This is a genomic window from Pseudoxanthomonas sp. SGNA-20 (assembly GCF_003931635.1).
In the GTDB taxonomy this organism is placed as follows: domain Bacteria; phylum Pseudomonadota; class Gammaproteobacteria; order Xanthomonadales; family Xanthomonadaceae; genus Pseudoxanthomonas.
The window spans coordinates 177,150-198,702 of sequence record NZ_RRYK01000004.1; the positions used below are offsets into that span (position 1 = coordinate 177,150).

The window sequence follows — 21,553 nt, forward strand, 5'->3', positions numbered from 1 at the left end:
AGTGTACCGGGTATGCAGGACGGGCTAGGCGCGCGGCGCGCCTTCGTCCTGCTGTGGGCGGCGGCGTGCGTGCTGAAGCTGGTGGTGGCCGCAAGGCTGCCGCTGTTCGTGGACGAGGCCTTCTACTGGCAGGAAGGCCGCCACCTGGCCCCGGCCTATTCCGACCTGCCGGGCATGACCGCGTGGCTGGCCCGGCTCGGCACCGAGTTCGGCGGCGACCACCTACTGGCGCTGCGCATGCCGTTCCTGCTGGTGGGCGCGTTCGTGCCGTGGTGGGTGGCGCGGATCGGCCGGCGCTGGTTCGGCGACCGCCTGGGCTGGCATGCCGGCAGCCTGGCGGTGCTGATGCCGCTGTCCGGCACGCTCGGGCTGCTGGCCCTGCCGGACGTGCCGCTGGCCCTGGCCACGGTGCTGTGCCTGCACGCCGGCACCCACCTCACCCGCCAGGTGAGCGCGCTGGCGGTGCTGGAACTGGGCATCGGCCTGGCCCTGGGCGCGCTGAGCCATTACCGCTTCGCCGGGGTGATGGTGGCCGGCGCGGCGGCCATGCTGGTCCTGCCGCAGGGCCGGCGCCTGCTGGAGGATCCGCGGGTGCTGCTGGCCCTGGCGGTGGGCCTGCTGGCGTGGGCGCCGCTGCTGATGTGGAACCTGGACCACGGCGATGCCGGCGTGCGCTTCCAGTTCGTGGACCGGCACCCGTGGGCGCTGCATGCCGGCGGCCTGGCGTTCCTGCCGGTGCAGGCGGCGATGGTCACCCCGCTGCTGCTGGCGGCGATGCTGCGCGGCGCATGGCATTGCGCGCGGCCGCTGCGCGCGCTGCGGCCGCCGTGGCGCTTCCTCGGCCTGTTCGGCGGGCTGGTGGCCGGCGGCTTCTTCCTGCTGGGGTTCTTCACCGATGCCGAGCGGGTCAGCTTCCACTGGCCGCTGCCGGCCTGGCTGGCATTGTTGCCGCTGGCGGCGCTGCTGCTGCAGGGCTGGCCGCGGCACTGGCGCCGCGCGGCCTGGGCCACGACCGCGGCCGGCGCGGTGCTGGCGTTCGCCTGGCTGCTGGCGGTTTCGATCCCGGCGGTGCGCGCGGAACTGGCCGGCAGCAAGCACTATCCGCGCAACTTCGCCGGCTGGGACGCGCTGGCGGCGGAAGTGCGCGGCGCGCTGGCCGACATGCCCGACGGCACGGTGCTGGTGGGCGACAGCTTCAAGGTCGGCGCGCAGCTGGGCTTCGCCATGGGCGATCCGGACATCCGCGTGCTGCCGCACCCGCTCAACGCCCACCACGGCCGCTCGCCGCAGCTGGCGCTGTGGGGCCTGCTGGTGGACCAGCCGCTGGACTCGGACGTGCTGCTGGTGGCCGCCGCCAGCGACGTGCCGTTCAAGAACACGCTGCAGTACTACCAGTCGCTGTGCGACTGGCTGGGGCCGCTGCCGCCGCCGCAGGTGCTGGCGGTCGACAACCTCGCCCAGCGCTTCCTGCTGTTCCGGCTGCCGCCCGGCCGCGCCGAGGGCCAGTGCACCTTGCCGGCGCTGGCCTGGATGGACGCGCCGGCGGCTGGCGCGGTCCTGGACTGCGCGTACGAGGCCAGCGGCTGGGCGTTCAAGGACGGGGTCGGCGTGGAGGCGGTGGAACTGCTGCTGGACGGGCGCGTGCTGGCGCGCGCCGACTATGGCCGACCGGCGCCGCAGGTGGCCGAGTACTGGCGCAACAGCACCGATCCCACCCATCCGGACGTGGGCTTCGTCGCCCGCGGCCGGCTGCCGGACTGGGTGCGCCCCGGGCGCCATCGCCTGGCGCTGCGCGTGCACGGTCGCGACGGCAGCGTCGAGGACGGCTGGATGCAACTCGTGCGCACGCCGCGCTGCGCGGCCGGCGGCTGAGCGGGCTTCAGGGCAGGGCGTAGCCGGCCTGGCGCAGCAGGCCGGACAGGGCGATCAGCGGCAGGCCGACGAGGCCGGTGGGGTCGGTCGATTCGATCGCCTCGAACAGGGTGATGCCCAGGCCTTCGCACTTGAAGCTGCCGGCGCAGTCGAACGGCTGCTCGGCGTCGACGTAGCGCTCGATCTCCGCGCGCCCAAGCGGGCGGAAATGGACCCGGGTCAGGTCGGTGGCGGCGAAGCTGCCACCCGGGCCCTGCACGCACACCGCGGTGTGGAAGCGCACCACGCGTCCGCCCATCGCCGCCAGCTGCGCAATCGCGGCCTCGCGACCGCCGGGCTTGCCGAGGATGCGGCCGTCCAGCTCGGCGGCCTGGTCCGAGCCGACCACCCAGTCGCCCGGGCGCGCGGCCGCCACCGCGCCGGCCTTGGCGGTCGCCAGCCGGCGCACCAGCGGCGCCACTTCCTCGCCCGGCAGCGGGGTCTCGTCGACCTCCGGGCGCGCGCATTCGAAGGGCAGGCGCAGGCGTTGCAGCAGTTCGCGGCGGTAGGGGGAGGTCGAGGCGAGGACGAGCATGGCCGGTTCGTGGGAAAATGGCGCGCCAGTCTCCCGCGTCGCGCGCCCACCGGCAAACGTTCATGGCGCGGGTTTGACAGGGGGCGGGGCGGTCCTTAACATTCAGCGGCTTATGTCCGCTGGTGTGCCCGCAGTGCAGGTCCCCGAAACGCTGGACGCCTGGAGGATGGTCGCCACGCGGCGGCAGTTCGAGGGGCGGGTGGCGCTTTCGGCGCTGCCGCGCCTGCAGGGCAGCCTCGCCGACACCGAGGGCGAATGCAGCTTCACGCTGGAGTTCGGCCAGGACGCGTTGCAGGTGCCGTTCATCGAGCTGGCGCTGGAGGCCGGCCTGCCGCTGGTATGCCAGCGCAGCCTGGAGCGCTTCGTGTTCCCGGTGAAGGCGGTGCAGCGCCTGGGGCTGATCCGCGACGAGGCCCAGGAGGCGGCGTTGCCGCCGGGGTACGAGCCGCTGCTGGTGCCGGAGGACGGCATCCTGCGGCCGCTGGACCTGGTGGAGGACGAACTGGTGCTGGCGCTGCCGGTGGTCCCGGTCTCGCCGGACAGCGAGCCGGTCGACCGGACCTGGTCGGCCAGCGAGGAAGAACAGCAGGCGGCCAGCCCGTTCGCGGCGCTGGCGGCCCTGAAAAAGAAGTAGTACGGCCGCGCCGCCGCGCAAAGGCGCCCTGGAACGGCACCGGCGGGTGGCTTCGAGGCTTTACAGAACACGCAATTCAACCGAGTTTGGAGCAATCCCATGGCTGTGCAGAAATCCCGTGTCACCCCGTCCCGCCGTGGCCAGCGTCGTTCGCATGACGCGCTGACCGCCAAGCAGCTGTCGACCGACCCGACCACCGGCGAGATCCACCTGCGCCACCACGTGACCGCCGACGGCTACTACCGCGGCAAGAAGGTCATCGCCACCAAGAACGTGGTCGAGGAAGACTGAGACCCCCATTCGGGCGGACGCGTCGCGCCCGCCCGGTTTGCGGCCAATCTCCGGCTCCCGCGGGAGCCTTCCCTGCGGGAGTACGCATGAGCGAGCGGATCTATTCGCGCATCGCCGGAACCGGCAGCTACCTGCCGGAGAAGGTGGTTACCAATGACGACCTGGCCAAGGTGGTCGACACCAGCGACGAGTGGATCCGTACGCGGACCGGCATCCGCGAGCGCCGGGTGGCGGCCGAGGGCCAGACCACCAGCGACATGGCCTACCAGGCCGCGCTGAAGGCGATCGAGGCCGCCGGCATGGAGGCCTCCGAGATCGACCTGATCGTGGTCGGCACCACCACGCCGGACGTGATCTTCCCGTCCACCGCGTGCCTGGTGCAGCAGAAGCTGGGCATCGCCGGTTGCCCGGCGTTCGACGTCAATGCCGCCTGCTCGGGCTTCGTGTTCGCCCTGAGCGTGGCCGACAAGTTCATCCGTTCCGGCGCGGCGCGCACCGCGCTGGTGATCGGTGCAGAGACCCTTACCCGCATCGTCGACTGGACCGACCGCACCACCTGCGTGCTGTTCGGCGACGGTGCCGGCGCGGTCGTGCTCAAGGCCGACAGCGAGACCGGCATCCTCTCCACCCACCTGCACGCCGACGGCAGCAAGCGCGAGCTGCTGCACTGCCCGGCGGGCGTGTCCAGTGGCTTCGACGCCGGCGCCACCAATGCCGGCGTGCGCATCCTCATGGCCGGCAACGAGGTGTTCAAGCACGCGGTCAAGGCGCTGGACGGCGTGGTCGACGAGACCCTGGAGGCCAACGGCCTGGGCCGCGGCGACCTGGACTGGCTGATCCCGCACCAGGCCAACCTGCGCATCATCGAGGCCACCGCCAAGCGCCTGGAGATGCCGATGGACCGCGTGGTCGTCACCGTCGACCGCCACGGCAATACCTCCGCCGGCTCGGTGCCGCTGGCGCTGGACGAGGCGGTGCGCTCCGGCCGGGTGCAGCGCGGCCAGCTGCTGCTGCTGGAAGCGTTCGGCGGCGGTTTCACCTGGGGCTCGGCGCTGCTGCGCTACTGAGCCTGGCACCACGTCCAGCGAACCGGAAAGGCCGCCACCGTGCGGCCTTTCCGCGTTTCCGGGCAGTCCCGGGCGCGTTCGCCGCGGCCTGCACATACGCGGTCGTACAGACAAACGGCGCGTTGCGCCCGTATCATCGCCGTCCTTCTTCGAACTGCGACAGCACGTGACCCAAGCGACGCTTGCCTTTGTCTTCCCCGGCCAGGGTTCCCAGTCCGTCGGCATGCTCGCCGAACTGGCGGCGGCGCACCCGCAGGTGCGCGAGGCCTTCGCCGAGGCCTCCGAAGGCGCCGGCGTCGACCTGTGGAAGCTCTCGCAGGAGGGCCCGGAAGAGCAGCTCAACCGCACCGAGTTCACCCAGCCGGCGCTGCTGGCCGCGGGCGTGGCGGCTTGGCGCGCGTGGCAGGCCCAGGGCGGCGCACAGCCGGCGCTGCTGGCCGGCCACAGCCTCGGCGAGTACACCGCGCTGGTGGCCGCCGGGGCGCTGTCGCTGCACGACGGCGCGCGCCTGGTGCGCCTGCGTGGCCAGCTGATGCAGGAGGCCGCGCCCGCCGGCAGCGGTGCGATGGCCGCGGTGCTGGGCGCCGAGGACGCGGTGGTGGAGGAGGTCTGCACCCAGGCCTCGTCCAGCGGGATCGTGGTCCCGGCCAACTACAACTCGCCCGGCCAGATCGTGATCGGCGGCGACGCGGCCGCGGTCGACGCGGCGCTGGCGCTGCTGGCCGAGCGCGGCGTGCGCAAGGCGGTCAAGCTGGCGGTGAGCGTGCCCTCGCATACCCCGCTGATGCGCCAGGCGGCCGACCGCCTTGGCGAGGCGATGGCGCAGTTGCAGTGGCAGGCACCGGCCCTGCCGGTGGTGCAGAACGTGGACGCGCAGGTGCACGAGGGCGTGGACGCGATCCGCGACGCCCTGGTGCGCCAGCTCTACCTGCCGGTACGCTGGACCGGCTGCGTGCAGGCGCTGGCTTCGCGTGGCGCCACCCGCATCGCCGAGTGCGGCCCGGGCAAGGTCCTGGCCGGCCTGGTGAAGCGCATCGACAAGTCGCTGGACGCGCGCGCCATCGGCGCGGCGGCCGACTTCGACGCGGCGCTGGCCGACTGGCGCTGACATCCACGCGGCCGCGCCGCGGCCGTCCTAGCTGAAGATTCAAGAGGTCGACATGAGCAACCTGCCCCTGAGCGGCGAGATCGCCCTGGTTACCGGCGCCAGCCGCGGCATCGGCGCGGCCATCGCCGACGAGCTGGCCGCGCGCGGTGCCACCGTGGTCGGCACCGCCACCAGCGATGCCGGCGCGCAGGCGATCGGCGAGCGCCTGGCGGGCAAGGGCGGCCACGGCCGCCGGCTCGACGTCACCGAGCCCGGCGCCATCGAGGCGCTGGTCGACGCGATCGCCAAGGAGTTCGGCCCGGTCTCGATCCTGGTCAACAACGCCGGCATCACCCGCGACAACCTGCTCATGCGGATGAAGGACGAGGACTGGCAGGCCATCCTCGACACCAACCTCACCAGCGTCTACCGCAGCTGCAAGGCGGTGATGCGCGGGATGATGAAGGCGCGCAAGGGCCGCATCGTCAACATCGCCTCGGTGATCGGCGCCACCGGCAACGCCGGCCAGGCCAACTACGCCGCGGCCAAGGCCGGCATCATCGCCTTCAGCAAGTCGCTGGCCAAGGAGATCGGCAGCCGCGGCGTGACCGTGAACGTGGTTGCCCCGGGCTTCATCGACACCGACATGACCCGCGACCTGCCGGCGGACGCCAAGGAGGCGATGCTCGGCCAGATCGCGCTGGGCCGCCTCGGCGAACCGGCGGACATCGCCCGCGCCGTGGCCTTCCTCGCCGGCCCGGACGCCGGCTACATCACCGGCGAGACCCTGCACGTGAACGGCGGCATGTACATGGCCTGACACCGGCCCGCAGCTGCCAAACAAGACCCCAAAAGCCGCGCAAGCTTCTGAATGGCCTGCATTTTCCCGCGGGTGCCAGTGGCCCCGGCTTTTGACTACACTATCCGCCTTGTGGATCAGTGAAACCCGGGCCGCGCATCCTCGCGCCGGTTCGACCAACAACCACTCCGCCTGGAGCAGCAAACCCATGAGCACCATCGAAGAGCGCGTCAAGAAAATCGTCGTCGAACAGCTCGGCGTCAAGGAAGAGGAAGTGACCAACAGCGCATCGTTCGTCGACGACCTGGGCGCCGACTCGCTCGACACCGTCGAGCTGGTGATGGCCCTGGAAGAGGAGTTCGAGTGCGAGATCCCGGACGAAGAGGCCGAGAAGATCACCTCCGTCCAGCAGGCGATCGATTACATCAAGGCCCACGTCAAGAGCTGACGCGCGCCGTGCCCGCGGACCCGCGTGGTCCGCGGCGACCACATTCCGACGGGGCCGCTGCATGCGGCCCCGTGCATGTCCGGCGGAAACCCGCCGGCATGCGCAATCCCGCACCGAGAAGCAGCAGGAGCCGCCAATGAGTCAGCGTCGCGTCGTCGTCACCGGCATGGGCATGGTCTCGCCGCTGGGCAACGACCTGGCCAGCAGCTGGGATGGCATCGTCAACGGCCGGTCGGGCATCGGCCCGGTCACGCATTTCGATGCGAGCGCCTACGCCACCCGCATCGCCGGCGAGATCCGCGATTTCGATCCCACCGCGTTCCTGCCGCCGAAGGACGCCAAGAAGATGGAGCCGTTCATCCATTACGGACTGGCGGCTGCGTTCATGGCCCTGGACGACTCCGGCCTGGAGATCACCGAGGCCAACGCCGAGCGCGTGGGCGCGATCATCGGTTCGGGCATCGGCGGCATCCTCGGCATCGAGGAGCAGACCGCCAAGTACCTCGAGGGCGGCCCGCGCAAGATCTCGCCGTTCTACGTGCCCAGCACCATCATCAACATGCTGCCGGGCCAGCTGAGCATCATCCGCGGGCTGAAGGGGCCGAACTTCTCGGCCGTCTCCGCCTGCGCCACTTCCAACCATTCCATCGGCACGGCGATGCGCCTGATCCAGCACGGCGACGCCGACGTGATGGTGGCTGGCGGCGCCGAGCGCGGCTCCTCGCCGACCTCGATGGGCGGCTTCTGCTCGATGAAGGCCATGTCCACCCGCAACGACGAGCCCGAGCGCGCCTCGCGCCCGTGGGACGCCGAGCGCGACGGCTTCGTCCTGGGCGACGGCGCCGGCATCCTGGTGCTGGAGGAGTACGAGCACGCCAAGGCACGCGGCGCGCGCATCTACGCCGAGCTGCTGGGCTTCGGCGCCAGTGCCGACGCCAACCACATGACCGCCCCCAGTGAGGACGGCGACGGCGCCGCGCGCTGCATGCTGGCCGCGCTGCGCGACGCGAAGATCGATCCGGCGAAGGTCGACTACCTCAACGCGCACGGCACCTCGACCCCGCTGGGCGACCTGGCCGAGACCCTGGCGATCAAGCGCGCCTTTGGCGACCACGCCTACAAGATGATGGTCAGCTCGACCAAGTCGATGACCGGCCACCTGCTGGGCGCCGCCGGCGGCGTGGAGGCGATCTTCTCGGTGCTGGCCATCCACCACGGCATCGTGCCGCCGACCATCAACCTGGAGAACCCGGGCGAGGGCTGCGACCTGGACTACGTGCCCAACGTGGCGCGCCAGGCCAGGGTCGACGTGGCCGTGTCCAACGGCTTCGGTTTCGGCGGCACCAACGGCACCCTGGTCTTCGGCCGCATCTGATGGCTACGGCGCCGGCCGCGGCCGGCGCCCGCCACTGCAACGGCATCCGCCGCCGGGGCCGCCCATCCCATGCTCCAGCCCTTCGCGCTTCCGGCGTCGGTCGACCTGCTGGCCCTGCACCGGCAGACGCCGTCGCGCTATCCGCTGCTGCTCGAGTCCGTCGCCTCCGGCACCGCCCAGGGGCGCTGGGACCTGCTGCTGGTGGCCGACGGCCGCGGCCTGCGCCTGGATGCCGACGGCATCACCCGCGATCTCGACGGTGCGGAGCACGCCGGCACCTTCCTGCAGGCGCTCGATGCATGGTGGCGGCGCGAGCATGCCGGCATCGCCGATCCGCGCTGGCCGTTCGCAGGCGGCTGGGCCCTGCTGCTGGACTACGAACTGGCCGCCCAGGTCGAACCGGTGTTGCAGCTGCCGCAGCGCCAGGACGGGCGCCCGCCGGCGCTGGCCCTGCGCTGTCCGGCCGCGGTGCTGCGCGACCGCGCCAGCGGGCAGTGCGTGGCCATCGCCGAGCCGGGGCAGGGGCACCTGCTCGGGGTGCTGCGCGCCGACCTGGAGGCCAGCGCCGCGCTGCCGCCGCTGCCGGCGTGGCAGCCGCCGGCGGAAATCGGCGAGGACGAACCGCAGCGCTTCCTCGACGGCGTGGCGTGCGTGCTCGACTACCTGCGCGCCGGCGACGTGTTCCAGGTCAACCTCTCGCGCGGCTGGCAGGCGCGCTTCGACGCGCCGCTGGATCCGGCCGCGCTGTACGCACGCCTGCGCCAGGCCAACCCGGCGCCGTTCGCCGGCCTGTTCGCCGGAGAGGGCTGGGCGGTGGCCAGCTCCTCGCCGGAGCGGCTGGTGGCGGTGCACGGGCGCACGGTGCAGACCCGGCCGATCGCCGGCACCCGCCCGCGCTTTCCTGGCGACGACGATGCCGCGCGCATCCGCGAGCTGGTCGGCCATCCCAAGGAGCGCGCCGAGCACGTGATGCTGATCGACCTGGAGCGCAACGACCTCGGTCGCGTGTGCACGCCCGGCAGCGTCGAGGTCGACGAACTGATGACGGTGGAGAGCTACGCCCACGTCCACCACATCGTCAGCAACGTGCGCGGCCAGCTGCGCCCCGGCGCCACCCCGGGCGAGGTGATCGCCGCGGTGTTCCCCGGCGGCACCATCACCGGCTGCCCCAAGGTGCGCTGCATGCAGATCATCGCCGAGCTGGAGCAGGTACCGCGCGGTGCCTATACCGGCGCCTTCGGCTGGCTGGGCCGCAACGGCGACATGGACCTCAACATCCTGATCCGCAGCGCGGAAGTGCGGGGCGACACCGCCAGCTTCCGCACCGGCGCGGGCATCGTGGTCGACTCGGTTCCCGGCCGCGAGCTGGACGAGACCCGGGCCAAGGCGCGCGGCCTGCTGCGCGCGCTGGTGCCGGAGGCGTGAACCGCGCGCGGGGGCGGCGGGCGGCACGTGCGGCGCGGTATCCTGAGCGACCTTCCTGGGAACGAGGTGGTCGTGGCCGGCGGATGTAGGCGTGCAATCGGGATTTCGCTGGGCGTGCTGTTGGCCGTGCTGCTGCTGGCCGGCGGCGTGGCGGCCTGGGGCTGGAACCACTACCAGCGCTTCGCCGACGCTCCGGCCTGGACCGGCGAACCGGCCAGCGTGCGCATCGAGCGCGGCGACGGCCTGCGCACGGTGCTGGCGCGCCTGCGCCAGGCCGGCGTGGTGGCCGGGCACGACCTGGAGTGGCGCCTGCTGGCCCGGGAACTGGACGCCGCCGGCCGGCTGAAGGTCGGCGAGTACGCGCTGGAGCCGGGCATCACCCCGCGCGAGCTGCTGCGGCGGATGCGCGATGGCCGCGTCATCCACTACCGCGTCACCATCGTCGAGGGCTGGAACTTCCGCCAGCTGCGCGCCGCGCTGGCCGCGGCCGAGCCGCTGCTGCACGAGGCCACCGACCTGGACGACGCCGCGCTGATGGCGGCGCTGGGCCATCCCGGCCAGCACCCGGAAGGGCGTTTCCTGCCGGAGACCTACCTGTACCAGCGCGGCGACAGCGACCTGGACATCCTGCGCCGTGCCTACGCGGCGATGGAGCAGGCCCTGGCCGAGGCCTGGGCGAACCGCGCGCCGGACACGCCGCTGCGTTCGCCGGAGGAGGCCCTGATCCTGGCCTCGATCGTGGAGAAGGAAACCGGCCAGGCGCACGAGCGCCCGCAGATCGCCGGCGTGTTCTCGCGCCGGCTGCAGAAGGGCATGCTGCTGCAGACCGACCCGACCGTGATCTACGGCATGGGCAGCGCCTACGACGGCAACATCCGCAAGCGCGACCTGGCCACCGACACCCCGTACAACACCTATACCCGCCCGGGCCTGCCGCCGACCCCGATCGCCATGCCCGGCCGCGCCGCGCTCCACGCGGCGGTGAACCCGGCGCCCGGCGACGCGCTGTACTTCGTCTCGCGCAACGACGGCTCGCACGTGTTCTCGGCCACCTACGCCGAGCACAACCGCGCGGTGGATTGCTACCAGCGCCGGCGCAACTGCCCGCCGCGCGCCGAAGCGGAGCCGCAGCAGTGAGCCAGGCATTGCCCATGCATCCGCGCCTGGTCAGCCTCGAGGGCGGCGAGGGCGCCGGCAAGAGCACCGCGCTGGCGGCGGTGCGCGACCTGCTGCTGTCGCGCGGCCACGAGGTGGTGCTGACCCGCGAGCCGGGCGGCACGCCGCTGGCCGAGCGCATCCGCGAGCTGCTGCTGGCGCGCTCGGCGCCCGGCCAGGACGTGGCCGAGCCGCTGCACCCGCAGACCGAGCTGCTGCTGATGTTCGCCGCCCGTGCCCAGCACGTGGCCGAGGTGGTGCGTCCGGCACTGGAGCGCGGTGCGTTCGTGGTCAGCGACCGCTTCACCGATTCCAGCTACGCCTACCAGGGCGCCGGCCGCGGCCTGGACCCGGCCTGGATCGGCGACCTGGAACGGCGCACCGTCGGCCTGCGCCCCGGCCTGACCCTGCTGCTGGACCTGGACGTGCGCGAGGGCCGCGCCCGCACCAGCGGCCGCGACCTGTGGCCGGACCGGATCGAGAGCGAGCAGGACGAATTCTTCGAGCGCGTGCGCCGCGGCTTCCGCCAGCGCGCAGGGGCCGAGCCGGAGCGCTTCGCCCTGATCGACGCGGCGCAGCCGCCGCAGGCGGTGGGCCGCGACGTCGCTGCGGCGGTGGCGGCGTGGCTGGACCGGCGGGAGGGCGCATGAGCCCGGACGGTTTCGCGCCCTGGCAGCAGCGCCTGTACGAGCAGGCGGCCGCGGCGGTGGACGCCGGGCGCCTGGGCCACGCACTGCTGCTGTGTGGCCCGGCCGGGCTGGGCAAGCGCGCGGTGATCGAGGCGCTGGCGCAGTACGTGCTGTGTGAGGCGCGCGCCGACGGCCGGGCCTGCGGCCGCTGCCGCAGCTGCGAGCTGTTCGCCACCCGTACCCAGCGCGATCCGGTGGAAACCCGCCCGGACGGTTCCCTGGCCCAGCCCGACGGCCACAGCGCGCACCCGGACCTGATCTTCGTCGGCTACGAGTGGCGGCTGAAGCCGTCGCCGCCGCGCATGCGCACCGAGATCGTGATCGAGCAGATGCGCCAGCTGTCCGAGCGGCTGGAGGTCTCGGCCACGTTCAGTTCGCGGGTGGCGGTGGTCGAGCCGGCCGACGCGGTCAACTACAGCGCCTGGAACGCGATCCTCAAGACCCTCGAGGAGCCGCTGCCGGGGCGCTACCTATGGCTGGTCACGGCCAGTCCGGCGCGCCTGCCGGCCACCATCCGCAGCCGCTGCCAGCGCCTGGAGATGCGCCTGCCGCCGCGTGCCGAGGCGCTGGCCTGGCTGCAGGCGCGCGGCCACGCCCAGGCGGCCGCGGGCGAGGCGCTGGACGCCGCGCGCGGCCACCCGGGGCTGGCGGCCAGCTGGCTGGAAGGCGATGGCCTGGCCCTGCGCAAGGAAGTCGCGGCCGACCTGGCCGCGATCGGCGGCGGCCGCGCCGATCCGCTGGAGGTGGCGCAGCGCTGGGGCGCGGACGAGCGTGGCGAGGAACGCCTGCGCCACGCCGCCGAACACGCGGTGGGCGAGGCCGCTTCCGGCTTGACCGATCCAGCCCGATTGCACAAGCTGGCGGAGTGGTTCGACCGCGCCAACCGTGCCCGCGAACTGCTGCGCAGCACGGTGCGGGCGGACCTGGTGATGGCGGACCTGCTGCTCGGCTGGCGCGACCTGGCACGCAGCACGAAGACCTAGCCGGCGCGAGTAAAGGGGAATGATCCAATGAGTGCTGCAAGCGGACGCCAGGGCATCCTGTCGCTGGCGGTCAAGGACAAGGCCGGCCTGTACGGGGCGTACATGCCCTACGTGCGCAACGGCGGCATCTTCGTGCCCACGCCCAAGCGCTACTTCCTCGGCGACGAGGTGTTCCTGCTGCTGACCCTGCCCGATTCCAGCGAGCGCCTGCCGATCGCCGGCAAGGTGGTCTGGGTCACGCCGGCCGGCGCCCAGGGCAACCGCGTCGCCGGCATCGGCGTGCAGTTCCCGGAAGGCACCGACGGGGAGGCGGTCAAGAACCGGATCGAGACCCTGCTCGCCGGCACCCTCAACGGCGACAAGCCCACCCACACCATGTGACCTGCCCGGCGGGGGCGTCCCCCGCTGCATGCGGACGCGGGCAGGCCGGACAACCCCAGGGGGTACATATGCCCGAAACCCGACTCCACGTGCGCAAGTCCCTCCTGGCCGCGCTGCTGGGCGCGGCCTCGCTGGCCGCGGTCGCGGCCGAGCCGCCGGTGCCGTTGCGCATGCGCCTGCAGGGCCCCGCGCTGCAGATGGACGTATCGCCGCGGCTGGGCGGGCGCATCCTGCACCTGTCGCTGCCCGGCGCGCCCAACCTGCTGCTGGAGGGCCCGGCGGTGCAGGCCGAGCCGGACCCGCAGGTGCGCGCCGACGGCGACAACATCCCCTACCTGGGCCACGAGGTCTGGGTCGGGCCGCAGTCGGAGTGGTGGACGCACCAGGCCCTCAACCCGGCGCGGCGCAAGGCCGGCGCGATCTGGCCGCCGGATCCGTGGCTGGCGCATGCCCCGGCGAAGGTGCTGGAGCAGGGCGATGCCCGCCTGGTGGTGGAGGGCGCGGCCAGCCCGGTCAGCGGCGTGCAGCTGACCCAGTCGTTCAACCTCGCCCACGACCGCGCCGAGCTGGTGGTGGACATGCGCAACATCCGCAAGGAACCGGTGGCGCGCGACATCTGGTTCAACTCGCGGGTGCCGCCGCAGACGCGGGTGTACGTGCCGGTGGCCGCCGATGGCAGCGGCGTGCGCGTGCGCTCGGATACCGACGGCGGCTACGACGCCTTGGTGAGCCGCAGCGACGACGGCCTGTTCTCGCTGGAGCTGCTGCCGCCGGGCGAGGGCCTGCTGGGCCGCCGCGGCAAGGTGTTCATCCAGCCGCAGGCCGGCTGGATCGCCGGCTTCAACGCCGGGCAGGCCTTCGTGATCCATTTCGAGAAACAGCCGCTGGAACGGATCCACCCCGAGCAGGGCCAGGTCGAGCTGTACCTGGACTGGCGCCCGGACCCGGCCTATCCGAGCCTGATGGAGCTGGAGGTGCACGCGCCCTACGTGGCCCTGGAGCCGGGGCAATCCACCAGCGCGCGGCAGTGGTGGATCGTGCGCCGTTACGACGGGCCGGACCGCCGCGACGCCCAGGTCGCGTTCCTGCGGCGGATGCTGGACGAAGCCGGGATCGAATAGGCCGCCCGGAGCGGTGCCGGGCATGGAAACGGGGACGGGGCGGCCATGGGCCGCCCCGTCCTGTCTTCCAGGGGCCGGCCACGCCGGTGCGCGGGCGCCGGCGCGGCAGGGCCGCCGCTTATGCCGGCGGCTGGCGCAGCAGCGGGCTGTCCCAGCCCGGGCGCGGGGCGAAGCGCTCGCCGTGGCGTGCCTGCAGGGCCTTGAGCTTCTCCAGCAGGACGTCGGCGCCGGTGGCGCGGATGTGCTGGATCGGGCCGCCGCGGAACGGCGCGAAGCCGGTGCCGAAGATCACGCCGGCATCCAGCAGGTCGGCATCGTCGACCACGCCGTCGTGCAGGCAGGCCACCGCCTCGTTGAGCAGCGGCAGGACCAGGCGGTCCTCCAGGTCGTCCGGGGCCTTGTAGCCCTGCGGCACTTCCGGCTTGACCGGCTTGCTGCCCTTCTCGGTCTTCTCCCACTTGTACAGGCCCTGGCCGTCCTTCTTGCCGCGCTTGCCCGGCTCGACCGTGGACAGCGCCTCCGGCAGCGACAGGCCGAGGAACGGCGACAGCTCGGCGCCCACGCCCTGGGCCACGTCCAGGCCGACGGTGTCGATCAGCTCGATCGGGCCCATCGGCATGCCGAACTTCACCGCGGCCTTGTCGATCACCGCGCCGGGGATGCCCTCGGCGTAGGCGTGCGCGGCCTCGAGCATGTACGGGAACAGCACGCGGTTGACCAGGAAGCCCGGGGTGCCGGCCACCGGCACCGGGAACTTGTCCAGCGCCTTGCAGAACGCCGCCAGGCGCTGCTCGGTGGCCGGATCCAGCGCGGCATGGCGGACGATCTCGACCAGCGGCATCTGCGCCACCGGGTTGAAGTAGTGCAGGCCGGCGAACTGCGCCGGGCGCGCGATGTGGCCGCGCAGCTCGTCCAGCGGGATCGAGGAGGTGTTGGTCACCAGCAGCGCGTCCGGCTTCATCCGCGGCTCCAGCGACTGGTACAGCTCGCGCTTGGCGTCGGGGTTCTCGATGATCGCCTCGATCACCAGGTCGGCCTTCGCCACGCCGTCGCCGGCCAGGTTGCCCTGCAGGCGCGCGGCGACCTCGGCGCGCCTGGCCGCGTCCTTGACCCGCTTGCCGAACAGCTCCTGCGCGCGGGACAGGGCACCGTCGATGAAGCGCTGCTCGCGGTCCTGCAGGGTGACGCTGAAGCCCTTGTAGGCCGCCCAGGCGGCGATGTCGCCACCCATCACGCCGGCGCCGACCACGTGCACGTGGGCGATGCCATGCTCCTTGCCGCCCAGGCCCTTGAGCCGCTCGCTGAGGAAGAAGATCCGGATCAGGTTGCGCGCGGTCGGGCTGGCGGCCAGCTTGACCACGGCCTTGCGTTCGGCGTCCAGGCGGGCCTGGATGCCGGCGCCGCCGCTGCGCTCCCAGGTGCTGATCAGGGCGTAAGGGGCCGGGTAGTGCTCCTTGCGCGCCTTGCGCGCGACCTGCTTGGCCATCTGCGGGGCCAGGATCTTGCGCGCCAGCCAGGTATTGGTGGCCCAGCCCTTGAAGCGCTGGCCGAACGGACGCTCCAGGCCCTTGAGCGCCAGCGCGGCGGCCACGTCCTCCAGCACCGCCGGCTCGGCCAGCTTGTCGACCAGGCCGATGTTGCGCGCGGCCTTGGCGGCCAGGCGGCGGCCGGTGAGCATCATGTCCATCGCCGCCGGGGCGCCGACCAGGCGCGGCAGGCGGGCGCTGCCGCCCCAGCCCGGGAAGATGCCCAGCTGGGTTTCCGGCAGGCCGATGCGGGTGGACGGATCATTGCTGGCCACGCGGTAGTCGCAGGCCAGCGCCAGTTCGGTGCCGCCGCCCATGCAGAAGCCGTGGATCGCGGCCACGGTCGGGCAGGGCAGTTCGGCGATCTTCTGGAACACGGCCTGGCCGCGGCGGATCGCGTCGTTGACCGTGCCCTTGCGGTCGAATTCCTGGAACTCCTTCAGGTCGGCGCCGGCGATGAAGCCGTTGGCCTTGCCCGAACGGAACACCACGCCCCTGGGCGGGTCGATCGCCAGGCGCTCGACGATGTCGCCCAGTTCGATCAGGACGTCCTGCGAGAGCGCGTTGACCGCCGCGTCGGCCCGGTCCAGCGCCAGTACCACGACTCCGTCGTCGCGCCTGGCGGCTTGCCAGTGGCTGAATCGGAGTCCGTCGAGGCCTGGGAGCATGGGTGCACCATCCGGTTGTGTATGGAAGGGGCGGCTATCATCCCGAGGTTGTTTCCGCCGCGTCAAATCCCATAACAGGAGAAGGCGCGCGCGGCCGGCGGGCGGCCTGCGCGACGGTAAGCGGCGGGCGGTTAAGTTCCTGCATGGGCGGACGGCAGCACGTCACAATGTGGAGATCCGGAAGCGGTCCGCGCCAGGCCGCTGAACTTTTCCCGGCAACGGCGGTCACAGGGCACGGCTCGGCCGCGCCGACAGGAGTACGGCCCGGCATGGCCGAAGGAACGCAAAAGGATTCACCCCAGGACCTGGACCTCGAACTGGTCCGTCGCGTGCAGCGTGGCGAGACGGCCGCGTTCGACCTGCTGGTGCGCAAGTACCAGCACCGGATCGTCGCCCTGATCGGCCGCTACGTGCCGGACTGGAGCGAGTGCCAGGACGTCGCCCAGGACACCTTCGTCCGCGCCTTCCGCGCGATCGGGAACTTCCGCGGCGACGCCCAGTTCTATACGTGGCTGCACCGGATCGCAGTGAACACCGCCAAGAACCACCTGGTCGCCCACAACCGGCGCCCGCCGACGGACGACATCGACGCCAGCGACGCCGAGCAGTACGACGTCGGCACCCGCCTGCGCGACACCGACACCCCCGAGCGCGAGGCCATGCGCGAGGAGCTGGAGCGCACGGTGATGAAGGCGGTGGACGCGCTGCCGGAGGAACTGCGGACCGCCATCACCCTGCGCGAGGTGGACGGCCTGAGCTACGAGGAGATCGCGCAGAAGATGGGTTGCCCGATCGGCACGGTCCGCTCGCGCATCTTCCGTGCCCGGGAAGCGATCGATGCCGAACTTCGGCCGCTGCTCGAGGTCCAAAGCGCTACCCGCGAACGAAACAGAACATGAGCCAGGACATCCGCCCCCGCAACGACGCTCCCGGCGTGGACCGGCTTGAACTCCACTATCGCCAGCAGCTTTCAGCGCTGGTCGACGGCGCGCTGGCCCCGGACGAGGCCCGCTTCCTGCTGCGCCGGCTGGAGCACGACCGCGAACTGGCCGGCAGCTACGAACGCTGGCAGCTGTACGGGCAGGTGATGCGCGGCCGGCTCGGGCGCATGGCTGCCCCCGGCTTCGCCGAGGCGGTGGCCCTGGCCGTGCGCGAGGACGCGGCGGCGGTGGCCGCCACCGGCACCCGCGGCGGCGCGCGCCACGGCTGGATGCGCTGGGGCGGCGGCGCCGCGGCGCTGGCGGCCTCGGTCGCGGTGGTGGCCCTGTTCATGGGCCAGGCCCGCGATCCGGGCGCGCTGCCGGCGGCGTCCGCGCCGACCGTGGCCAGCACGCCGGAACTGCCGGCAGCGCCGGTAGTCGCCGAGGCGGCCCCGGCCGCCCGGGATGCCACTCCGGAGGATGCGCCGGCGACCCACCTGGCCGCCGCCGAGCCGGCGGCCGTGGCCGCGGTCGCCGCCGCGGCCGCCTCGCGCCGTCCGGCGCGGGTGCAGCCGGTGGTGCGCGAGCCGCTGCCGCTGGCCGAGCCGGCGCGCGAGGTCCTGGCGCCGGCGGACGCCATGACCGTGGTGGCCGCGGAACTGCCGGCCGCGCCGTTCGCCGGCCAGGCCGCGAACGAGGATCCCTTTGCCTCCGCGGTGGCGCCGCATGCGCGGCCGTGGCCGCGGGCGGTGCTGCCGCAGCCGGCGACCGGCGCCTTCACCGCCAGCTTCGGCAACGCGGGGGCACAATCGGCCGGTCGCGCCTTCTATCCGTTCGAGCCGGCCCTGCCGGCGCCCGCGGGCGGGGACGCCAGGCCGGATCTGGCCGAGCCGCCGGCCGCAAGCGAAGACGCGCCGCGCTGAGCGGCTTCCCGGGCCTTCCTGCCGTGACCGCGGGCTGCCCCTTGCCGGGGCGGCGCCGGCGGGGCGTGCCGGCCCATTCCCCATGCAAGCGATGAGGTCCATTACATGACTGCACGTGTGCGCAAACCCCTGCTGGCCGCGCTGGCGCTGAGCATCCCGCTGGTCGCGTGCGCCCGGGAGCCGTCGCCGGCCCCGGCCGCGCCGGCCGCCGTCGCTGCCACCGCCGCCCCGGCCGCACCCGCCGCGCCGCTGGTGACGGGCCTGCCGGATTTCACCCGGCTGGTGGAGCAGGTGACCCCGGGCGTGGTCAACATCGAGGCGCGGATCGGCGCGCGCACCGCCGCCCGCGGCATGCCGGACGACGAGGAGATCCCGGAGATCTTCCGCCGCTTCTTCGGCCCCGGCTTCGGCATGCCTTCTCCGAACGCCGCCCCGGGCCGCTCGGTCGGCTCCGGCTTCCTGATCGGCGACGGCTACATCCTCACCAACCACCACGTGGTCGACGGCGCCGAGTCGATCACCGTGCGCCTGTCCGACCGCCGCGAGTTCCAGGCCAAGCTGGTCGGCAGCGACGAGGGCTACGACGTGGCCCTGCTCAAGCTGGAGGGCAAGGAGGCCGCGGGCCTGCCGGCCCTGCGCCTGGGCAATTCCTCCTCGCTGCGCCCGGGCCAGTGGGTGGTGGCGATCGGCTCGCCGCTGGGCCTGGAGCAGTCGGTCACCGCCGGCATCGTCAGCGCGCTGGGCCGCAGCGGCGGCCGCGGCCAGCAGTACGTGCCGTTCATCCAGACCGACGTGGCGATCAACCGCGGCAACTCCGGCGGCCCGCTGCTCAACACCTCCGGCGAGGTGGTGGGCATCAACTCGCAGATCCTCAGCAATTCCGGCGGCTACATGGGCGTGAGCTTCGCCATCCCGATCGACCTGGCGATGAACGCGGCCGAGCAGATCAAGAAGACAGGCAAGGTCAGCCGCGGCATGCTGGGCGTGGTGGTGCAGGAGATCGATTCGGCCCGGGCCAAGGCGCTGGGCCTGTCCAGCAGCGCCGGCGCGCTGGTCAACAGCGTCGAGCCGGGCAGCGCCGCGGAGAAGGGCGGAGTGGAGATCGGCGACGTGATCACCGCGGTCAACGGCCAGCCGGTCAACAGCAGCGCCGACCTGCCGCCGATCATCGGCATGCTCCCGCCGGGCTCGAAGGCGCGGCTGGAGATCGTGCGCGACGGCCGCAAGCGCGAGCTGAACGTGACCCTGGGCGAGCTGACCAGCGACGCCCAGCGGCCGGGCCTGCGCGACGGTTCCGGCAGCAGCTCCGGCGCGGCGGTGTCGCCGGCGGCCCGGATCGGCCTGCGCGTGGCCGACCTGGACGCCGCCACCCGCCGCCAGCTGGGCCTGGGCAACAACGAGGGCGTGCGCATCACCGGCGTGCTGAGCCCGGAGGCGCGCGAGGCCGGATTGTCGCCCGGCATGGTGATCCTGCGGGTGGGCCGCACCCCGGTGGGCAGCGTGGCCGCGCTGGAGCGCGAGCTGAAGTCGGCCTCGGCCGGCGACGCGGTGATGCTGCTGGTGCGCACCCCGGCCGGCGCCACCAGCTTCGTCGCCCTCACCGTGCAGGAAGACTGATCCGGCGCGGCGCCCGGCCCGTGCGGCCGGGCGCCGGCGCATGCCCGCGGGCGCGGGGCGGCGGGGACATCCGTGGATGCCCCCGCGGCGTGCGATAATCCGCCGCTACCCGACGACGGCCGAGACCGCCGCCCCTCATGTCTGCAGATTCCATGCGGTTCATCCGCAACTTCTCCATCATTGCCCACGTCGACCACGGCAAGTCGACCCTCGCCGACCGCATCATCCAGCTGTGCGGCGGCCTGGAAGCGCGCGAGATGGAAGCCCAGGTGCTCGATTCCAACCCGATCGAGCGCGAGCGCGGCATCACCATCAAGGCGCAGTCCGTGTCCCTGCCGTACAAGGCCAAGGACGGGAACACCTACTACCTGAACTTCATCGATACCCCGGGCCACGTCGACTTCTCCTACGAAGTCAGCCGCTCGCTGGCCGCCTGCGAAGGCGCGCTGCTGGTGGTCGACGCCGCCCAGGGCGTGGAGGCGCAGTCGGTGGCCAACTGCTACACCGCGGTGGAGCAGGGCCTGGAGGTGGTGCCGGTCCTCAACAAGATCGACCTGCCGACCGCCGACATCGAGCGCGCCAAGGCCGAGATCGAGGCGGTGATCGGCATCGATGCCTCCGAGGCGGTCGCGGTCAGCGCCAAGACCGGCCTGAACGTGGACCAGGTGCTGGAGGCCATCGTCCACCGCATCCCGCCGCCGAAGCCGCGCGACACCGACAAGCTGCAGGCGCTGATCATCGACTCCTGGTTCGACAACTACCTGGGCGTGGTCTCGCTGGTGCGGGTGATGCAGGGCGAGATCCGGCCCAGGAGCAAGATCCTGGTGATGTCCACCGGCCGTACCCACGAGGTGGACAAGGTCGGCGTGTTCACCCCCAAGCGCAAGGAACTGCCGGTGCTCAAGGCCGGCGAGGTGGGCTGGATCACCGCCTCGATCAAGGACGTGCACGGCGCCCCGGTGGGCGACACCCTGACCCTGGCGGCCGACCCGGCCCCGGCGCCGCTGCCGGGCTTCCAGGAGATGCAGCCGCGCGTGTTCGCCGGCCTGTTCCCGGTCAACGCCGAGGACTACCCGGACCTGCGCGAGGCGCTGGAGAAGCTGCGCCTGAACGACGCCGCGCTGCGCTTCGAGCCGGAGAGCTCGGAGGCGATGGGCTTCGGCTTCCGCTGCGGCTTCCTCGGCATGCTGCACATGGAGATCGTGCAGGAGCGCCTGGAGCGCGAGTACGACCTGGACCTGATCACCACCGCGCCGACCGTGGTGTACGAGGTGCTGAAGACCGACGGCACGGTGGTGCCGCTGGACAACCCGGCCAAGCTGCCACAGGCCAACCTGATCCAGGAGGTCCGCGAGCCGATCATCCGCGCCAACATCCTCACCCCCGAGGAGTACATCGGCAACGTCATCAAGCTGTGCGAGGAAAAGCGCGGCGTGCAGATCGGCATCACCTACATGGCCAGCCAGGTGCAGATCAGCTACGAACTGCCGATGGCCGAGGTGGTGCTGGACTTCTTCGACAAGCTCAAGTCGGTCAGCCGCGGCTACGCCTCGCTGGACTACCACTTCCTGCGCTTCGACGCCGGTCCGTTCGTGCGCGTGGACACCCTGATCAACGGCGACCGGGTGGATGCGCTGTCGATCATCGTCCACCGCACCCACGCCGACCGCCGTGGCCGCGAGCTGTGCGAGAAGATGAAGGACCTGATCCCGCGCCAGCAGTTCGACGTGGCGATCCAGGCCGCCATCGGCTCGCAGATCATCGCCCGCACCACGGTCAAGGCGCTGCGCAAGAACGTGCTGGCCAAGTGCTACGGCGGTGACATCACCCGCAAGAAGAAGCTGCTGGAGAAGCAGAAGGAAGGCAAGAAGCGCATGAAGCAGGTCGGCCGCGTGGAGATCCCGCAGGAGGCCTTCCTGGCCGTGCTGCAGGTGGACAGCAAGTGATGCCCCGAGCGCCGCTCCCGCGCGCCGCGGTCCCGGTTTCCCTCGCCAAGGA

Annotated in this window: 20 protein-coding genes; 18 read left to right on the top strand and 2 right to left on the bottom strand. The window is 72.4% G+C overall.

Annotation, left to right across the window (positions count from 1 at the left end; translation table 11 throughout):
- Positions 1–12: 12 nt before the first annotated feature.
- Positions 13–1,872, top strand: a complete 1,860-nt coding sequence (locus EIM48_RS09655) for a glycosyltransferase family 39 protein (protein WP_019397643.1) — start codon at positions 13–15, stop codon at positions 1,870–1,872.
- 7 nt (positions 1,873–1,879) lie between these two features.
- On the opposite strand, the gene EIM48_RS09660 is transcribed toward EIM48_RS09655, so the two are convergent.
- Complete coding sequence (locus tag EIM48_RS09660) at positions 1,880–2,446, bottom strand: Maf family nucleotide pyrophosphatase (RefSeq protein ID WP_125111536.1); 567 nt, start codon at positions 2,444–2,446, stop codon at positions 1,880–1,882.
- Between the two features lie 112 nt (positions 2,447–2,558).
- Here EIM48_RS09660 and EIM48_RS09665 point away from each other — a divergent pair, with 112 nt between their 5' ends.
- The 13 genes from EIM48_RS09665 (at position 2,559) to EIM48_RS09725 (ending at position 13,901) form a co-directional block, all read left to right on the top strand.
- Positions 2,559–3,080: a YceD family protein gene (locus EIM48_RS09665; RefSeq protein ID WP_039730807.1), complete on the top strand. Its 522-nt coding sequence runs from the start codon at positions 2,559–2,561 to the stop codon at positions 3,078–3,080.
- 99 nt (positions 3,081–3,179) lie between these two features.
- Positions 3,180–3,371, top strand: coding sequence for a 50S ribosomal protein L32 (rpmF, locus tag EIM48_RS09670; protein WP_019397640.1), 192 nt, complete (start codon positions 3,180–3,182; stop codon positions 3,369–3,371).
- A gap of 86 nt (positions 3,372–3,457) precedes the next feature.
- Positions 3,458–4,438 (top strand): beta-ketoacyl-ACP synthase III, encoded by a 981-nt coding sequence (locus tag EIM48_RS09675; RefSeq protein ID WP_019397639.1) that lies wholly within the window; start codon positions 3,458–3,460, stop codon positions 4,436–4,438.
- Between the two features lie 166 nt (positions 4,439–4,604).
- A complete protein-coding gene (fabD, locus tag EIM48_RS09680) occupies positions 4,605–5,546 on the top strand; it encodes an ACP S-malonyltransferase (RefSeq protein ID WP_028914801.1) in 942 nt (313 codons plus the stop codon).
- A 52-nt stretch (positions 5,547–5,598) separates the two neighbouring features.
- The gene (fabG, locus tag EIM48_RS09685; RefSeq protein ID WP_019397637.1) at positions 5,599–6,345 is read left to right on the top strand and encodes a 3-oxoacyl-ACP reductase FabG; all 747 of its coding nucleotides are present in this window, start codon (positions 5,599–5,601) and stop codon (positions 6,343–6,345) included.
- 187 nt (positions 6,346–6,532) lie between these two features.
- Positions 6,533–6,772: an acyl carrier protein gene (gene acpP / locus EIM48_RS09690; protein WP_013535667.1), complete on the top strand. Its 240-nt coding sequence runs from the start codon at positions 6,533–6,535 to the stop codon at positions 6,770–6,772.
- A 136-nt stretch (positions 6,773–6,908) separates the two neighbouring features.
- Positions 6,909–8,147 carry a beta-ketoacyl-ACP synthase II gene (gene fabF / locus EIM48_RS09695; protein WP_083852382.1) on the top strand — a complete coding sequence of 413 codons (1,239 nt, stop codon included), beginning with the start codon at positions 6,909–6,911 and terminating at the stop codon, positions 8,145–8,147.
- A 69-nt stretch (positions 8,148–8,216) separates the two neighbouring features.
- On the top strand, positions 8,217–9,572 hold the full coding sequence (locus EIM48_RS09700) for an aminodeoxychorismate synthase component I (protein ID WP_125111537.1): 1,356 nt from the start codon (positions 8,217–8,219) through the stop codon (positions 9,570–9,572).
- 114 nt (positions 9,573–9,686) lie between these two features.
- Positions 9,687–10,709, top strand: a complete 1,023-nt coding sequence (mltG, locus tag EIM48_RS09705; protein ID WP_233581671.1) for an endolytic transglycosylase MltG — start codon at positions 9,687–9,689, stop codon at positions 10,707–10,709.
- Positions 10,706–11,377, top strand: a complete 672-nt coding sequence (gene tmk, locus EIM48_RS09710) for a dTMP kinase (protein ID WP_028914798.1) — start codon at positions 10,706–10,708, stop codon at positions 11,375–11,377. The genes mltG and tmk overlap by 4 nt, the downstream gene beginning before the upstream one ends.
- Positions 11,374–12,399, top strand: coding sequence for a DNA polymerase III subunit delta' (locus EIM48_RS09715; RefSeq protein WP_125111538.1), 1,026 nt, complete (start codon positions 11,374–11,376; stop codon positions 12,397–12,399). Before tmk ends, EIM48_RS09715 begins: the two co-directional genes overlap by 4 nt.
- Positions 12,400–12,426: 27 nt before the next feature.
- Positions 12,427–12,780, top strand: a complete 354-nt coding sequence (locus EIM48_RS09720) for a PilZ domain-containing protein (RefSeq protein WP_019397631.1) — start codon at positions 12,427–12,429, stop codon at positions 12,778–12,780.
- A gap of 89 nt (positions 12,781–12,869) precedes the next feature.
- Complete coding sequence (locus EIM48_RS09725; protein WP_084220800.1) at positions 12,870–13,901, top strand: DUF4380 domain-containing protein; 1,032 nt, start codon at positions 12,870–12,872, stop codon at positions 13,899–13,901.
- Between the two features lie 118 nt (positions 13,902–14,019).
- Here the strand turns inward: EIM48_RS09725 and EIM48_RS09730 are convergent, their stop codons facing one another.
- Entirely contained in the window at positions 14,020–16,095 is a 2,076-nt protein-coding gene (locus tag EIM48_RS09730; RefSeq protein ID WP_125111539.1) for a 3-hydroxyacyl-CoA dehydrogenase NAD-binding domain-containing protein, read from the bottom strand.
- Between the two features lie 269 nt (positions 16,096–16,364).
- On the opposite strand from EIM48_RS09730, the gene rpoE reads away from it, so the two are divergent.
- The 4 genes from rpoE (at position 16,365) to lepA (ending at position 21,501) form a co-directional block, all read left to right on the top strand.
- Complete coding sequence (gene rpoE, locus EIM48_RS09735) at positions 16,365–16,994, top strand: RNA polymerase sigma factor RpoE (RefSeq protein ID WP_026010294.1); 630 nt, start codon at positions 16,365–16,367, stop codon at positions 16,992–16,994.
- Positions 16,991–17,938 (top strand): sigma-E factor negative regulatory protein, encoded by a 948-nt coding sequence (locus tag EIM48_RS09740; protein ID WP_051403649.1) that lies wholly within the window; start codon positions 16,991–16,993, stop codon positions 17,936–17,938. The genes rpoE and EIM48_RS09740 overlap by 4 nt, the downstream gene beginning before the upstream one ends.
- A 105-nt stretch (positions 17,939–18,043) precedes the next feature.
- Positions 18,044–19,555, top strand: coding sequence for a DegQ family serine endoprotease (locus EIM48_RS09745; protein ID WP_028914794.1), 1,512 nt, complete (start codon positions 18,044–18,046; stop codon positions 19,553–19,555).
- A gap of 152 nt (positions 19,556–19,707) precedes the next feature.
- Positions 19,708–21,501 carry a translation elongation factor 4 gene (lepA, locus tag EIM48_RS09750; protein ID WP_019399688.1) on the top strand — a complete coding sequence of 598 codons (1,794 nt, stop codon included), beginning with the start codon at positions 19,708–19,710 and terminating at the stop codon, positions 21,499–21,501.
- The last annotated feature ends 52 nt before the right edge of the window (positions 21,502–21,553 follow it).

Coding starts and splice junctions, on each gene's coding strand:
- acpP (WP_013535667.1), top strand. CDS start 6,533: ATGAGCACCATCGAAGAGCGCGTCAAGAAAATCGTCGTCGAACAGCTC.
- fabF (WP_083852382.1), top strand. CDS start 6,909: ATGAGTCAGCGTCGCGTCGTCGTCACCGGCATGGGCATGGTCTCGCCG.
- EIM48_RS09730 (WP_125111539.1), bottom strand. CDS start 16,095: ATGCTCCCAGGCCTCGACGGACTCCGATTCAGCCACTGGCAAGCCGCC.
- EIM48_RS09700 (WP_125111537.1), top strand. CDS start 8,217: ATGCTCCAGCCCTTCGCGCTTCCGGCGTCGGTCGACCTGCTGGCCCTG.
- lepA (WP_019399688.1), top strand. CDS start 19,708: ATGCGGTTCATCCGCAACTTCTCCATCATTGCCCACGTCGACCACGGC.
- fabG (WP_019397637.1), top strand. CDS start 5,599: ATGAGCAACCTGCCCCTGAGCGGCGAGATCGCCCTGGTTACCGGCGCC.
- EIM48_RS09740 (WP_051403649.1), top strand. CDS start 16,991: ATGAGCCAGGACATCCGCCCCCGCAACGACGCTCCCGGCGTGGACCGG.
- EIM48_RS09745 (WP_028914794.1), top strand. CDS start 18,044: ATGACTGCACGTGTGCGCAAACCCCTGCTGGCCGCGCTGGCGCTGAGC.
- EIM48_RS09715 (WP_125111538.1), top strand. CDS start 11,374: ATGAGCCCGGACGGTTTCGCGCCCTGGCAGCAGCGCCTGTACGAGCAG.
- rpoE (WP_026010294.1), top strand. CDS start 16,365: ATGGCCGAAGGAACGCAAAAGGATTCACCCCAGGACCTGGACCTCGAA.
- EIM48_RS09655 (WP_019397643.1), top strand. CDS start 13: ATGCAGGACGGGCTAGGCGCGCGGCGCGCCTTCGTCCTGCTGTGGGCG.
- rpmF (WP_019397640.1), top strand. CDS start 3,180: ATGGCTGTGCAGAAATCCCGTGTCACCCCGTCCCGCCGTGGCCAGCGT.
- EIM48_RS09675 (WP_019397639.1), top strand. CDS start 3,458: ATGAGCGAGCGGATCTATTCGCGCATCGCCGGAACCGGCAGCTACCTG.
- EIM48_RS09665 (WP_039730807.1), top strand. CDS start 2,559: ATGTCCGCTGGTGTGCCCGCAGTGCAGGTCCCCGAAACGCTGGACGCC.
- EIM48_RS09720 (WP_019397631.1), top strand. CDS start 12,427: ATGAGTGCTGCAAGCGGACGCCAGGGCATCCTGTCGCTGGCGGTCAAG.
- EIM48_RS09660 (WP_125111536.1), bottom strand. CDS start 2,446: ATGCTCGTCCTCGCCTCGACCTCCCCCTACCGCCGCGAACTGCTGCAA.